Genomic DNA, 14888 nt, shown 5'->3' with positions numbered 1-14888 from the left:
GAACACGGAAGTTAAGCTCTCTAGCGCCGATGGTAGTTGGGACCTTGTCCCTGTGAGAGTAGGACGTCGCCAAGCAACTAAAAACACAAGTCATTTGACTTGTGTTTTTTTATTTCCCATGAAATAGATTTGGTTCCATTAATAAAAAATTTGAAATATAGTAAGGGATTTTTTGAGCAGAAATACTTAGAAATTGATAAATAAATGGATAATCTTCAGAACCATAACTTCCAAGTAAGTCATACCACCAATCTGTTTCATATCTAGAAATCATGCTTAAATTATAGAGCAATAAATAATGAATGAGGAGTTCAGGTAATATTGGCTTAGGATTTCTAGGGTCAGTCGTAAGTGGCAAATAATAAGTATTAGTAAGATGTTCATAGTATAAAGGAGTACTGTACATAGGATTCCATGATTGAATAGGCGCTGTAAAAAGTAAATTCGATTTATTAGTCTTCTCAGGTACGTGTTGTATTGATAAATGCTTACAAGATGTTTCAATGTAACGAGAAAATCTCTCTTTAGTCATATGTAATCGATCTAGTAGGTTGACTGAAAAGGAGAGCTCATTTTTAATTGTTGAATCAATTTTATATAAAGTTGATCCTTTTTGACTATAACGAAATAAATTTTGTAATTCTGGAATATTTCCCATTAGTTCTAACATGTTAAATTTTTCTGCTTCTAAGTGTTTCATGTGAAACAGTTGTTCTGCAACATGAGTAAACAATCCGTTTTTTTGTACCTTCACCTCATCTTCTAAAAATTGATACCCTTGTTTTTTTCGTTTGCGAGTTGTAACGCCATGAGCTAAAACAGTAGTGGATTCAGGATAGTTAGGGTCAATAGTTAGTAGGCATGCTTTAAACAGTTGACTAATTCCATAAAATAACAACATTGGTTGAATGGAAAATGGAGCTGTCTTATATAATTCATAATAATTTTTCCCGTGTTCTAAGTAATAAATAAAGGGATAACAATTTTCAAAACTTTTTTTTTCTGCATCCTGAATAGAGGATTTTTCATAACAACGGGCAAGATAACGTTGTACGTTTTGAGATGAAAAAAAGAAACTTAACTGCTGCCAAGTACAAGATGTTTGATGCATATATTACGCTCCTTTTATTGTCTAAAAATTCTAACATATATATACGTCCTTGACAGTATTTTAACCAATTGATAAGCTACTAATAATAATTTCTGGTATCATAGGGGGAACAATTATGTGGGAATCTAAATTTGTTAAAGAAGGTTTGACTTTTGATGATGTATTACTTGTACCAGCTAGGTCAGATATATTACCAAGAGAAGTAAGTGTTAAAACAGTTTTATCTGAAAGCTTACAGCTAAACATCCCGTTAATTAGTGCAGGAATGGATACAGTAACAGAAGCTGACATGGCTATTGCAATGGCTCGCCAAGGTGGTTTAGGAATTATTCATAAGAATATGTCTATTGAGCAACAAGCAGAGCAAGTTGATAAAGTAAAGCGCTCTGAAAGCGGCGTTATTTCAGATCCTTTCTTCTTAACTCCAGAACATCAAGTATATGATGCAGAACATCTTATGGGAAAATATCGTATCTCAGGTGTACCGGTTGTAAATAATTTAGATGAGCGAAAATTAGTTGGTATTATTACAAACCGTGATATGCGCTTCATCCAAGACTACTCAATCAAAATTTCTGACGTAATGACAAAAGAACAATTAATTACAGCTCCAGTTGGTACTACACTGGAAGAAGCTGAAAAGATCCTACAAAAGTATAAAATTGAAAAACTCCCTCTTGTTGATAATAACGGTGTATTACAAGGGCTTATTACAATAAAAGATATTGAAAAAGTAATTGAATTCCCAAACTCTGCTAAGGATAAGCAAGGACGCTTATTAGTTGGAGCAGCAGTTGGTGTAACAGCGGATGCTATGCTTCGCATCGATGCATTAGTAAAAGCTAGTGTAGATGCAATTGTACTTGATACAGCACATGGACATTCTAAAGGTGTTATTGATAAGGTAAAAGAAGTTCGTGCTAAATACCCATCACTAAATATTATCGCTGGAAATGTTGCTACTGCTGAAGCAACGAAAGCATTAATTGAAGCTGGTGCAAACGTAGTTAAAGTTGGTATTGGACCAGGTTCTATTTGTACAACACGCGTTGTAGCCGGTGTTGGTGTACCACAATTAACTGCAGTTTATGATTGTGCAACAGAAGCTCGTAAACACGGTATTCCAGTTATTGCTGATGGTGGTATTAAGTACTCTGGTGATATGGTGAAAGCTTTAGCGGCAGGAGCACATGTTGTTATGCTAGGTAGCATGTTTGCAGGTGTTGCAGAAAGCCCTGGAGAAACTGAAATTTACCAAGGTCGTCAATTTAAAGTGTATCGTGGTATGGGTTCTGTCGGTGCGATGGAAAAAGGAAGTAAAGATCGTTACTTCCAAGAAGGTAATAAAAAGCTTGTCCCAGAAGGTATTGAAGGACGAGTGCCATATAAAGGACCTTTAGCAGATACAGTTCACCAATTAGTTGGTGGCTTACGTGCAGGTATGGGATATTGCGGAGCACAGGATTTAGAATTCTTACGCGAAAATGCACAATTCATTCGTATGTCAGGTGCTGGCTTACGTGAAAGTCATCCTCATCACGTACAAATTACAAAAGAGGCTCCAAACTACTCATTATAATGTCTTATATACAAATAGACAGAGATTTGATATCTCTGTCTATTTTTTTTTGATTATGTTAGAATAACGGTTATGTGAGTACATAGATATTGGGGGTAGCAAAAGTGAAAGGTATGTTTTGCAAAAGATTCATTGCTTTGGTAACAGTGCTTACACTAGCTTGTAGCATTTTTATGCCATATAGCAATGCATCAGCTGAAACAGGAGCCGCTTTAAACATTGAAGCAGGTGCGGCAATTTTAGTAGAAGCGAATTCTGGGAAAATTTTATATCAAAAGAATGCAGATGAATTATTATCCATTGCTAGTATGACAAAGATGATGAGTGAATATTTAGTTCACGAAGCAGTGGATAAAGGAAAACTTAAGTGGGACCAGAAAATTAAGGTTTCTGAATATGCATATAAGGTTTCACAAGATGCTTCATTATCAAATGTTGCATTAGAAAATGGTGGCTCTTATACAGTAAAAGAGTTATACGAAGCAATGGCAATCTTTTCTGCAAATGGTGCAACAATTGCATTAGCAGAAGCAATTGCAGGTAAAGAAGTAGACTTCGTAAAAATGATGAATGACAAATCGAAAGAACTAGGGTTAAAAAATTATAAATTTGTCAATTCTACAGGTTTAACGAATAAAGATTTAAAGGGAATGCATCCTGAAGGAACAACAGCGGATGAAGAAAATAAAATGTCTGCAAAGGATGTTGCAACTTTAGCACAACATTTAATTAAAGATTATCCAAAAGTGTTAGATACAGCAAAAATCCCTAAAAAAGAATTCCGTCCAGAAAAAGAGAAGTTTGGAATGTCGAACTGGAACTGGATGTTAAAGGGCTTAGTTAAAGAATATGATGGCGTAGATGGCCTAAAAACAGGCTCAACTCCAGAAGCAGGAGATTGCTTCACTGGTACGGTTGAAAGAAACGGAATGCGTTTTATTTCTGTAGTTATTAAAACAAGTTCTCATACAGCACGTTTTGATGAAACAAAGAAGCTATATGATTATGGATTTGCTAACTTTGAAGTGAAACAAATGTATAAAAAAGGTTCTTCAGTAAAAGGACAAGAAACAGTACGAGTAGAAAATGCGAAAGATAAAGATGTAGCAGTTCAAACGAAACAAGCTATTTCACTTCCAGTGCCAAAAGGAAGTAAAGATGTTTATAAAACAGAATTAAAAGAATCAAGTAAGGGACAAGAAGCACCTATTAAAAAGGGAGCTGCGCTTGGTCAAATGGTAATTACGCCAAAAGATACAAACGACCCTGGATTTTTAACTGGTAAGTCACTGCAAGTGGATCTTGTAACGACATCTGAAGTAGAAGAAGCAAACTGGTTTACTCGTGCTATGCGCGGAATTGGTTCATTCTTTAGTGGTATGTGGAATAGTGCTGTTGATACAGTAAAAGGTTGGTTTTAAAAGCTCCTCACGATAGGAGCTTTTTTTTATTCCTATTTTTCATACCGACTTTATGAAAAAGTAGTAGACAAGCATCTGATAGTTAGTGGTAGAATGTAAGAGTATTCTTAATTTTCGCCTTTAACGGGGGAAAGCAATTCACCTAGGGGGGTTTTTGTACATGACAAATGTAACAGGGACAGAACGTGTAAAACGTGGAATGGCAGAAATGCAAAAAGGCGGCGTTATTATGGACGTAGTTAACGCTGAACAAGCAAAAATTGCAGAAGAGGCAGGCGCAGTTGCCGTTATGGCATTAGAGCGTGTACCAGCAGATATTCGTGCAGCAGGTGGCGTTTCTCGTATGGCAGACCCAACAATTGTTGAAGAAGTTATGGGTGCGGTGTCAATTCCGGTTATGGCAAAATGCCGTATCGGTCACCTTGTAGAAGCACGTGTATTAGAATCATTAGGGGTAGACTATATCGATGAGAGTGAAGTATTAACTCCTGCTGATGAAGTATACCATTTAAATAAACGTGATTACACAGTTCCATTTGTATGTGGTTGCCGTGATATCGGAGAAGCTGCACGTCGTATTGCAGAAGGTGCATCTATGCTTCGTACAAAAGGTGAACCAGGAACAGGAAACATTGTAGAGGCAGTGCGTCATATGCGCCAAGTCAATGCAGAAATCCGTCAAGTTGCGAGTCTACGTGAAGATGAGTTAATGACATATGCAAAAAATACTGGCGCTCCTTACGAAGTATTACTTGAAATTAAACGTCTTGGTCGCTTACCAGTTGTAAACTTTGCGGCAGGTGGTGTAGCAACACCAGCAGATGCAGCATTAATGATGCAACTTGGTGCTGATGGGGTATTTGTTGGATCTGGTATCTTCAAATCAGAAAACCCAGAGAAATTTGCACGTGCAATCGTTGAAGCAACGACTCATTATGAAGATTACGAACTAATTGCAAGCCTTTCTAAAGGATTAGGTAATGCAATGAAGGGTGTCGAAATTTCAACGTTATTACCAGAACAACGCATGCAAGAGCGTGGATGGTAATTAAAGGAGAACTTTAAAATGGTGAAAATCGGTGTACTAGGTCTTCAAGGTGCAGTTCGTGAGCATGTAAAATCAGTTGAAGCAAGTGGTGCAGAAGCTGTTGTTGTAAAGCGTATAGAGCAACTTGAAGAGATTGATGGTCTTATTTTACCGGGCGGTGAAAGTACAACAATGCGCCGTCTTATTGATAAGTATGCTTTCATGGAACCACTTCGTACATTTGCAAAGTCTGGTAAACCAATGTTTGGTACATGTGCAGGGATGATTCTTCTTGCGAAAACACTTATTGGCTATGAAGAAGCACATATTGGTGCTATGGATATTACAGTTGAGCGCAATGCGTTCGGACGCCAAAAGGATAGTTTTGAGGCTGCGCTTTCAATTGAAGGCGTGGGTGAAGACTTCGTTGGTGTATTTATCCGTGCGCCGTATGTTGTAGAAGTAGCTGATAATGTTGAAGTGCTTTCTAAGCATGGTGACCGAATGGTAGCGGTAAGACAAGATCAGTTTTTAGCTGCTTCATTCCATCCGGAATTAACAGATGATCATCGTGTGACAGCATACTTTGTTGAAATGGTAAAAGAAGCGAAAATGAAAAAAGTTGTATAAGTAACTTGCAACTTGTATAAGATTATAGTAAATTGATGGTAACAATTTTATAAAATAAGCGTGTTGATAGGAAATAGTAACAAATGTCGTTTCTTATAGAGAGTCGATGGTTGGTGGAAATCGATAGAAACAGTTTGTGAATCCATCCTGGAATGGAATGTGGAATATCTTTTGGATTAGTAAGCATTCCCGGTGAAGAGCCGTTATTTCTACTTGAGAGGAAAGCGGTAATGCTTTCAACTAGGGTGGCAACGCGGGTTAACTCCCGTCCCTTTATATAGGGACGGGAGTTTTTTGTGTTTTATAAAATAAAAGGAGGAGTATACAATGCTTGATATTAAATTTTTACGTACAAACTTTGAAGAAGTAAAAGCGAAATTACAGCATAGAGGCGAAGATTTAACTGATTTTGGTCGTTTTGAAGAATTGGATACGAGAAGAAGAGAACTACTTGTTCAAACAGAGGAACTAAAAAGTAAACGTAACGAAGTATCTCAACAAATCTCTGTATTGAAGCGTGAAAAGAAAGATGCAGAAGCTCTAATTTTAGAAATGCGTGAAGTTGGAGAAAAAGTAAAGGATCTTGATAACGAACTTCGTACAGTTGAAGAAGACTTAGAAAGATTAATGTTATCTATTCCAAATATCCCTCATGAATCAGCTCCAGTTGGTGAAACAGAGGATGATAATGTAGTAGCACGTACTTGGGGAGAAGTGAAAGAATTTACTTATGAGCCAAAACCACATTGGGATCTTGCTACTGATTTAGGAATTTTAGATTTTGAACGCGCTGGGAAAGTAACAGGAAGCCGCTTCGTATTCTACAAAGGTGCTGGTGCAAGATTAGAGCGTGCTTTAATTAGCTTTATGCTTGATCTTCATACTGATGAGCATGGATATGAAGAAGTATTACCTCCATATATGGTAAACCGTGCAAGTATGACAGGAACAGGACAACTTCCAAAGTTTGAAGAAGATGCATTCCGTATTGAAAGTGAAGATTACTTCTTAATTCCAACAGCTGAAGTACCTGTAACGAATATGCATCGTGATGAGATTTTAAATAAAGAGCAATTGCCTATAAGATATGCTGCATTTAGCTCTTGCTTCCGTTCTGAAGCAGGTTCAGCTGGACGTGATACACGTGGTTTAATTCGCCAGCATCAGTTTAATAAAGTAGAGCTTGTGAAGTTCGTAAAACCAGAAGATTCTTATGAAGAGTTAGAAAAGTTAACAAATGATGCAGAACGCGTGTTACAATTATTAGAGTTGCCATATCGCGTTATGAGCATGTGCACAGGCGATTTAGGATTTACAGCAGCGAAGAAATACGATATTGAAGTATGGATTCCAAGCTATGGCACATATCGTGAAATTTCTTCTTGTAGTAATTTTGAAGCTTTCCAAGCGAGACGTGCAAATATCCGTTTTCGCCGTGAACCAAATGGAAAACCAGAACATGTTCATACATTAAATGGATCTGGTCTTGCAATTGGACGTACGGTTGCAGCTATTTTAGAGAACTACCAACAAGAAGATGGTACAATTATAATTCCAGAAGTTCTTCGCCCTTATATGGGAGGAAAAACAGTTATTAAGTAAATTTAAACATTCATCGGTATGAGTGATTGGTAATTATGAGCGTTGTCAGTACTGTAATGTAGGAAGGGGAAAGTAAAATTTTCCTTTCCTCATAATTTATTTTAGTAGGGTTGACTAACTGTTTTTCTTTTGATATTATATTTGATGTCAATATGGAGGTATACCCAAGTCTGGCTGAAGGGATCGGTCTTGAAAACCGACAGGCGGCGAGAGTCGCGCGGGGGTTCGAATCCCTCTACCTCCTCCAGATATAATTGACAACAGCGCATATAAGTGGAGATTGGAGAACTCGTTACCAACACGTAACGAGTTTTTATTTTAAAACCAATCATAAAGTATGGTGTAAGGTAATTTTGTCCTTATTACACACTCATATTCCGATGATTATCTTCATAGATATGAAAGGAGTCAACATGGATCTTATTATACAAACGTTTCCTTTAGATGGAAAAACTTTATATTATGTACAATGTCCTGTCTGTAAGAACAATAGAATTTTAAACAGTGGTGCAAACGTATCACGCATTATTAGTGATGATACATTCCGTAAACTTTGTGGTTGTACTTGTGATGTAAAACCAGCTACGAGTAAAGTAGAGGCGCCAAAACAAGTTAAAAAAGCAGCTGTAAAGAAAGAAGCAGCTCCAAAACGTACAGGTAAAGTATTAACGGCAGTAATTAACGGGAAAGAAATGACTGTTAAAGAGATTGCTGAAGCATACGATATTAGTACAAGTACTGTTCGTCAGCGCATTAACGCAGGAAAACCTGAGAGTGAAATTATTGCTCCAACAAAGAAGAAGTAATTTAATAGGAAAACCCGTGCATATGCACGGGTTTTTTATTTTACAAGTTTACGTGTTTGTTTTAAAAAATGGCCAATTTTTTTTATGATTGGTTCGATTGAATCACCATCTTTTAAAATATCGTACTCATTAATATTTAAGCGTAATACAGGGCATGAATTAAAGTTGTTAATCCAGTTTTCATAACGTCCATGCATTTCTTTCCAGTACTCAATTGGTGTTTGCTGTTCCATTGGGCGCCCGCGTTCTTGAATACGATCGACAATATCATCGAAAGAACCTTCTAAGTAAATTAATAAGTCTGGATGAGGGAAGTAAGGAGTCATGACCATAGCGTCAAATAAACCTTTGTATGTTTCATAATCAGTTTCCGTCATTGTTCCTTTTTCATGATGCATCTTTGCGAAAATTCCAGTGTCTTCGTAAATGGAACGATCTTGAACAAAACCGCCGCCATATTCAAAAATTCTTTTTTGTTCCTTAAATCGTTCTGCTAAAAAGTACACTTGTAGGTGGAAGCTCCAGCGAGTGAAGTCCGCATAGAACTTGTCCAAATATGGATTGGAATCTACTTTTTCAAATGATGTGCGATAACCTAAAGCATTAGCTAATGCAGTTGTCATAGTTGATTTACCCACACCTACTGTTCCGGCGATAGTGATTACTGCGTCATTGGGTATATCATATTTTTGCCTTAAATTCATTATTATTTCGACTCCTTTAAGAGAGTATTTTGAAGGGCAGATAGGATAACGTTTAAATCATCAGGATTTTTTACAAAATCCATATCGTCGCCATTAAATTTCAATACTGGTATTTCCGGATGATCTTTTTTAAAAGCATCCATTGCTGTTTCATAATCTTTTGTGAGCTGTAGTAAGTAATTTGGATCCATGTTTTTTTCAAATTCTCTTCCGCGCATGGCGATTCGTTTTTGCAATGTTTCTAGGCTAGCTGTTAAATAAACAATGACATTTGGCACAGGCATATCTTGTGTAAGGATACGATAAATTTGCATGTATTTGTCATATTGAGAGTCTTTTAATGTGCGGGATGCAAAAATTAAATTTTTAAAGATATGGTAATCCGCTACTACTGGTTTCCTTTGATTCAAGTACTTTATGTTAATGTCTTCTAATTGTTTGTATCTATTACAAAGAAAGAACATCTCTGTTTGAAAACTCCATTCGTCGATGTCTTCATAGAACTTTCCTAAAAAGGGATTTTCATCAACAATCTCTTTTAGTAAGTGGAGTTGCATGTGAGTTGAAATTTCCTTCGCAAGTGAAGTTTTTCCAACACCAATTGGTCCTTCAACCGTGATAAATGGTACTCCGGTCACGCTGTTTCCTCCTTTCAATCAGTGATTTACCGTGACTACTAAAAACACAAAACAGAATTATTGTAGCACAAGAGGGAAGCGAGCGGGTTAATTTGATATAAAAAGTTAGAAAATAGATATATGTATTAATTAAATTTTATTTTGGTTGATGATGTTATATTTGCTTTCAATGTAGTTTCCATTATTTTTAAAGCATGTATATTATCTTGGTCGTTGTTAGAGGCGATACAATCCTGTGGTACATACAATTTATAATTTCTCATATGAGCATCATTAGCTGTAAATAGGATACATATATTTCCGGCAACCCCTGTTAATATTAGATTTTCTATTTTTAAATAACCTAGTAATGAATTTAAAGGTGTTTCATAAAAAGCGGAATAATGTGGTTTAATAAAAATGTACTCATCAAAACTTGGAGCAATCTTATGGATTATATTTTCGCTATATTCATTTGTGCAATGAGTAATAAGTTGGTCGATATCAGATCTCCAAAGTTGATAATGGTCATTAACGTAAATTATAGGATAGCCGAAGGATTTCATTTTTTTCTTTAATTGTAAAATAGGGTTTGTTATAGTTTCGCATTTTTTAGCTAGAATGGGTCCGTGGGAAAATTGAAAGTCATTAATCATATCGATAATGAGCAAGGCGGTATTTTTCATATGTAATCCCCTCTCTTTTTTCTTTTAGGGTGGATTGAATTTGTAAAAGTTATCCCCTGTGTAGTAAATGGAAATAAGTGTACTTTATTTGTAATGAAAGGACTATGTTATGGAACAAGATCAAGATATTTATTTTATGCAATTAGCGATAGAAGAAGCTAAAAAGGCAGAGGAAATACAGGAAGTACCAATTGGAGCAGTTATAGTGTTAGATGGTGAGGTAATTAGTGTTGCCCATAATTTAAGGGAAACTGAGCAAAGATCAATAGCTCATGCTGAGTTGCTAGCGATAGATGATGCATGTAAAAAATTAGGGACATGGCGTTTAGAAGATGCAACATTGTATGTAACATTAGAACCTTGTCCAATGTGTGCGGGTGGAATTGTTTTATCACGAGTGAAGCGAGTTGTATATGGTGCAAGTGATCCGAAGGGCGGATGTGCAGGGACATTGATGAATCTTTTAACGGATGAACGCTTCAATCATCAATGTGAAGTAGTATCTGGTGTACTAGAGGAAGAATGCGGTACGTTGTTAACAAACTTTTTTAGAGAGCTTCGTAAAAAAAGAAAAGCAATAAAAAAATTAGAGAAGAATACTGGGAACTAACGTATTTGCATTTTCTAAAGAAACAAGTTATACTGATAATGCCTTTAATGAAGGCAACCGAATATTGGTTTTAACTTTGCCGTGCTAAGCGGGGAGGTAGCGGTGCCCTATACTCGCAATCCGCTCTAGCGAGGCCGAATCCCCTCTCGAGGTTATGTTGCTGTAAGGTCTGCCTTAAGTAAGTGGTGTTGACGTTTGGGTCCTGCGCAACGGGACCCCGTGAACCTTGTCAGGTCCGGAAGGAAGCAGCAATAAGCGGGTCTTCTCGTGTGCCGCAGGAGTGCCTGAACCGAGCTAACTGCTTGAGTAACGCTTATGGTACGTAATCGACGGAGGGTGCACGGCAGTTATATATGTATACAAAACTCACCTTAATACAAAGGTGAGTTTTTTGTATAGAAAATAACTTTTGGAATCTATAAACAGAATGGGTTATAATAAATGAGATAATAACCTTTGAGGGAGGCCGTATTTTCGTGTCATACCAAGCGTTATACCGAACATGGAGACCGCAAAAGTTCGAAGATGTAGTCGGTCAAAAGCACGTGACAAAAACGTTGCAAAATGCCCTTCTTCAAGAGAAAGTTTCACATGCTTATTTATTTTCTGGCCCGAGGGGAACAGGAAAAACGACAATTGCAAAAGTATTTGCAAAAGCAATTAACTGTGAACATGCTCCGGTAGCTGAACCTTGTAATGAATGTCCTTCTTGTTTAGGAATCACACAAGGATCCATTTCAGATGTATTAGAAATTGATGCGGCTTCAAATAACGGTGTAGATGAAATTCGAGATATTAGAGATAAAGTAAAATACGCTCCAAGTGCTGTAGAATATAAAGTATACATTATTGATGAAGTTCACATGCTTTCTATGGGTGCATTCAATGCGCTTTTAAAAACCTTAGAAGAGCCGCCAGGACATGTTATCTTTATTTTGGCGACAACAGAACCTCATAAGATCCCACCTACAATCATTTCACGTTGTCAGCGCTTTGAATTCCGAAAAATATCAGTGAATGATATTGTTGAGAGATTATCAACGGTCGTGACAAACGAAGGTACGCAAGTGGAAGGTGAAGCATTACAAATTGTTGCGCGTGCTGCCGAAGGTGGTATGCGTGATGCGCTTAGTCTTATTGATCAGGCTATATCTTATAGTGATGAGATTGTTACGACAGAAGATGTATTGGCCGTAACAGGATCTGTTTCTCAGCAATACTTAGGCAATTTAGTAGAGTGCATACGTGAAAATGATGTATCAAGAGCATTGCAAATCATAGATGAAATGATGAGTAAAGGGAAGGATCCAGTTCGTTTTATGGAGGATTTCATTTACTATTATCGTGATATGCTTTTATATCAAACTTCACCACAACTAGAACATATGTTGGAACGAGTAATTGTAGATGATCAATTCCGTAAGTTGAGTGAAGAAATGCAACCGGAAGTGATCTATGAGATTATTCATACCCTTAGTAAGGGACAACAGGAAATGAAGTGGACAAATCATCCGCGTATTTTCTTAGAAGTTGTTATGGTGCAATTGTGTCAACAGTTTATGATGCAAGCAAATGGTACAGATCGTTTGCAAGCAATTATGAACAGGATGCAGCAACTGGAGAAAGAGTTAGAGCAAGTCAAAAAGAACGGTGTGCCAGCTGGTGTACAACAGGAAGTAAGAGAGACACGTGCAACACCAAAACCGGTACGAACAGGAAGTATGAAAATTCCTGTCGGACGTGTAAATGAAGTATTAAAACAAGCGAAGCGTCAAGATTTAGAACAATTAAAAGCTGTATGGGGTGAGTTGTTAGGAAGACTCAAATCATATAACAAAGTAGCGTTTGCCGTTTTACTAGAAAATAGTGAACCAGTGGCAGCTTCAGATGACACTTACGTTTTAGCATTTCAATATGAGATTCACTGTAAGATGGCGAGCGAAAATCGAGAAGCTATGGATACAGTAGAACAAGTTTTATTTGAATTGCTAAGTAAAAGGTTAAATATGATTGCCATTCCAAAAAGTGAATGGGGTAAAATCCGTGAAGACTTTTTACAACGTGAAGGTGGAGAGTCTGAAGAAAGCCCGGAGAAAAAGGAAGACCCTCTTATAGAAGAGGCAGTGAAGTTAGTAGGGCAAGAACTCATTGAAATAAAAGAGTAATAATAATTAGGAGGAATTAATTATGATGCGTGGCGGAATGGGAAATATGAATAACATGATGAAACAAATGCAAAAGATGCAAAAGGACATGGCGAAAGCACAAGAAGAGCTTGGTGAAAAAACAGTTGAAGGTACAGCTGGCGGCGGAATGATTACAGTTATTGCAAATGGTCACAAGCAAATTCTTGAAGTGAAGATTAAAGAGGAAGTTGTAGATCCAGAAGATATCGAAATGTTACAAGACTTAGTATTAGCTGCAACAAATGATGCACTTAAAAAGGCTGATGAGCTTTCAAACTCTACAATGGGTAAATTTACAAAAGGCTTAAACTTACCAGGTGGAATGTTCTAGGAGGATATTGATACATGCATTATCCAGAACCAATATCAAAACTAATCGATAGTTTTATGAAGTTGCCAGGTATCGGACCGAAAACAGCGGTTCGATTGGCATTTTTCGTATTAGATATGAAAGAAGATGATGTGTTAGGTTTCGCGAAAGCACTTGTAAATGCGAAGCGAGATTTAGCGTACTGTTCTGTATGCGGACATATTACTGATCGTGATCCTTGTTATATTTGTAATGATTCACATCGAGATCAATCAGTTGTTTGTGTCGTGCAAGAACCGAAAGATGTAATCGCGATGGAAAAAATGAAAGAGTATCAAGGTGTATATCATGTGTTACGTGGTGCGATTTCTCCTATGGAGGGAATTGGACCGGAAGACATTAATATCCCGCAACTCTTAAAGCGACTACATGATGAAACGGTACAAGAAGTGATATTAGCAACAAACCCTAATATTGAAGGGGAAGCTACAGCGATGTATATCTCCCGCCTCTTAAAACCTACAGGCATTAAAGTAACTCGTATTGCACATGGTCTGCCAGTTGGTGGAGATTTAGAATATGCAGATGAAGTGACATTATCCAAAGCGTTAGAAGGGCGCAGAGAAGTATAAGAGGAGAAACAAAAATGTTCTTTCAAAAAAAGGGTAAATTGCGTAAAGAGTATGACGATAAGTTAATTGTACTTTTGGAAAAAGTGAAGAATGAGTGGTTACGTCAGAAGAGAATGGTCGAACAAAGTGTAGAACCGTCTCAAGATGTCATTTGTTCTTTGAAAATAGCAGAGGCGAAATATTTCTTTTTGTTGAAAGAAGCAAAGCGTCGTCCTGTAAAAATGGAACAATGGTAAAAGGTTCTGCTTTCTAAGCAGGCCTTTTTATTTTGTTTTTTAAGTGCTGAGGTATTGTTTTATTTAGTTTATATGAAAGAGATGCTGCATATGATAACTGTTCTTTTTTATTGTCTTGTCCCATACAAATAGATGTATAGGTCATTCATAAGGAGGAAAAAATGAATTCTACAATTATTATTGTTGGTATTCTTACTTTAGTATTTATTTTTCTTGTTTTTGGTGTTGCCTCTAAGCCATTACGTTTTATAGGTAAGGTGATTTTTCATGTTACTTTAGGAATAGCATTGCTTTTTATCGTAAATGTTGTAGGGACATATTTTGATTTTCATATCCCAATTAACATGGGTACAGCAGCAATAACGAGTTTATTAGGTCTACCGGGTGTGGCAGCATTAGTGATTATTAAGCTTTATATCATGCCAAGATAAAATTATTTTGGCATTTTTTTAAAAAGTGTTGACTATTAAATGATTAATATGGTAAATTAATAAGCGTCGTCAGGAACGAAAGGAAAAAGTTGTTGACAGATTTAACGCAAAATGTTAAATTATAAAAGTCGCTGAAACGCGATATTGAACTTTGAAAACTAAACGAAACAAACAACGTGAAACGTCAATTTTTTATTTTAGATGCTAGACAAACTAACTTTATTGGAGAGTTTGATCCTGGCTCAGGATGAACGCTGGCGGCGTGCCTAATACATGCAAGTCGAGCGAATGGATTAAGAG

16 protein-coding genes, 1 tRNA gene, 1 rRNA gene, 1 other RNA gene and 1 other annotated feature are annotated in these 14888 nt (G+C 36.8%); of the genes, 15 read left to right on the top strand and 4 right to left on the bottom strand.

Features of this window, described 5'->3' with window-relative positions; genetic code table 11:
• Positions 1–109: 109 nt before the first annotated feature.
• Positions 110–1111, bottom strand: coding sequence for a YaaC family protein (locus tag MR136_RS28025; protein WP_119682816.1), 1002 nt, complete (start codon positions 1109–1111; stop codon positions 110–112).
• A gap of 115 nt (positions 1112–1226) precedes the next feature.
• Here MR136_RS28025 and guaB point away from each other — a divergent pair, with 115 nt between their 5' ends.
• The 7 genes from guaB (at position 1227) to MR136_RS27990 (ending at position 8176) form a co-directional block, all read left to right on the top strand.
• On the top strand, positions 1227–2690 hold the full coding sequence (guaB, locus tag MR136_RS28020; RefSeq protein WP_000264088.1) for an IMP dehydrogenase: 1464 nt from the start codon (positions 1227–1229) through the stop codon (positions 2688–2690).
• A gap of 113 nt (positions 2691–2803) precedes the next feature.
• The gene (gene dacA / locus MR136_RS28015; RefSeq protein WP_124749816.1) at positions 2804–4111 is read left to right on the top strand and encodes a D-alanyl-D-alanine carboxypeptidase DacA; all 1308 of its coding nucleotides are present in this window, start codon (positions 2804–2806) and stop codon (positions 4109–4111) included.
• 160 nt (positions 4112–4271) lie between these two features.
• Complete coding sequence (gene pdxS / locus MR136_RS28010) at positions 4272–5159, top strand: pyridoxal 5'-phosphate synthase lyase subunit PdxS (RefSeq protein ID WP_000186165.1); 888 nt, start codon at positions 4272–4274, stop codon at positions 5157–5159.
• Between the two features lie 18 nt (positions 5160–5177).
• Positions 5178–5768, top strand: a complete 591-nt coding sequence (gene pdxT / locus MR136_RS28005) for a pyridoxal 5'-phosphate synthase glutaminase subunit PdxT (RefSeq protein WP_000238785.1) — start codon at positions 5178–5180, stop codon at positions 5766–5768.
• Positions 5769–5822: 54 nt separating this feature from the next.
• Positions 5823–6044: a binding site (T-box leader), on the top strand.
• 51 nt (positions 6045–6095) lie between these two features.
• On the top strand, positions 6096–7370 hold the full coding sequence (gene serS, locus MR136_RS28000; protein ID WP_000884187.1) for a serine--tRNA ligase: 1275 nt from the start codon (positions 6096–6098) through the stop codon (positions 7368–7370).
• Positions 7371–7524: 154 nt separating this feature from the next.
• A tRNA-Ser gene (locus MR136_RS27995) sits at positions 7525–7617 on the top strand.
• A gap of 166 nt (positions 7618–7783) precedes the next feature.
• Positions 7784–8176 (top strand): sigma factor-like helix-turn-helix DNA-binding protein, encoded by a 393-nt coding sequence (locus MR136_RS27990; protein ID WP_000364193.1) that lies wholly within the window; start codon positions 7784–7786, stop codon positions 8174–8176.
• A gap of 35 nt (positions 8177–8211) precedes the next feature.
• On the opposite strand, the gene MR136_RS27985 is transcribed toward MR136_RS27990, so the two are convergent.
• From MR136_RS27985 to MR136_RS27975, 3 genes are all read right to left on the bottom strand, one after another.
• Positions 8212–8880, bottom strand: a complete 669-nt coding sequence (locus MR136_RS27985; protein ID WP_001053585.1) for a deoxynucleoside kinase — start codon at positions 8878–8880, stop codon at positions 8212–8214.
• A gap of 2 nt (positions 8881–8882) precedes the next feature.
• A complete protein-coding gene (locus tag MR136_RS27980; protein ID WP_000148218.1) occupies positions 8883–9518 on the bottom strand; it encodes a deoxynucleoside kinase in 636 nt (211 codons plus the stop codon).
• A 125-nt stretch (positions 9519–9643) separates the two neighbouring features.
• Entirely contained in the window at positions 9644–10183 is a 540-nt protein-coding gene (locus MR136_RS27975; protein ID WP_000798724.1) for a cysteine hydrolase family protein, read from the bottom strand.
• 109 nt (positions 10184–10292) lie between these two features.
• Between MR136_RS27975 and tadA the strand changes: the two genes are divergently transcribed.
• From tadA to MR136_RS27935, 8 genes are all read left to right on the top strand, one after another.
• A complete protein-coding gene (tadA, locus tag MR136_RS27970; RefSeq protein ID WP_000434329.1) occupies positions 10293–10793 on the top strand; it encodes a tRNA adenosine(34) deaminase TadA in 501 nt (166 codons plus the stop codon).
• A 79-nt stretch (positions 10794–10872) separates the two neighbouring features.
• An RNA gene (gene ffs / locus MR136_RS27965) (signal recognition particle sRNA large type) lies at positions 10873–11137 on the top strand.
• A gap of 132 nt (positions 11138–11269) precedes the next feature.
• Positions 11270–12958, top strand: coding sequence for a DNA polymerase III subunit gamma/tau (gene dnaX / locus MR136_RS27960; RefSeq protein ID WP_017674202.1), 1689 nt, complete (start codon positions 11270–11272; stop codon positions 12956–12958).
• Positions 12959–12983: 25 nt separating this feature from the next.
• Positions 12984–13310: a YbaB/EbfC family nucleoid-associated protein gene (locus MR136_RS27955; protein ID WP_014894853.1), complete on the top strand. Its 327-nt coding sequence runs from the start codon at positions 12984–12986 to the stop codon at positions 13308–13310.
• A 14-nt stretch (positions 13311–13324) separates the two neighbouring features.
• Positions 13325–13921 (top strand): recombination protein RecR, encoded by a 597-nt coding sequence (gene recR, locus MR136_RS27950; protein WP_000559169.1) that lies wholly within the window; start codon positions 13325–13327, stop codon positions 13919–13921.
• A gap of 14 nt (positions 13922–13935) precedes the next feature.
• Positions 13936–14157, top strand: a complete 222-nt coding sequence (locus tag MR136_RS27945; RefSeq protein WP_000466019.1) for a YaaL family protein — start codon at positions 13936–13938, stop codon at positions 14155–14157.
• A 161-nt stretch (positions 14158–14318) separates the two neighbouring features.
• Positions 14319–14588 carry a pro-sigmaK processing inhibitor BofA family protein gene (locus tag MR136_RS27940; RefSeq protein ID WP_001089273.1) on the top strand — a complete coding sequence of 90 codons (270 nt, stop codon included), beginning with the start codon at positions 14319–14321 and terminating at the stop codon, positions 14586–14588.
• A gap of 219 nt (positions 14589–14807) precedes the next feature.
• A 16S ribosomal RNA gene (locus MR136_RS27935) occupies positions 14808–14888 on the top strand; the annotation flags it as partial.

It is taken from the genome of Bacillus cereus group sp. BfR-BA-01311 (genome assembly GCF_022664295.1).
In the GTDB taxonomy this organism is placed as follows: domain Bacteria; phylum Bacillota; class Bacilli; order Bacillales; family Bacillaceae_G; genus Bacillus_A; species Bacillus_A cereus.
This window is presented reverse-complemented; position numbering and strand designations above follow the sequence as displayed.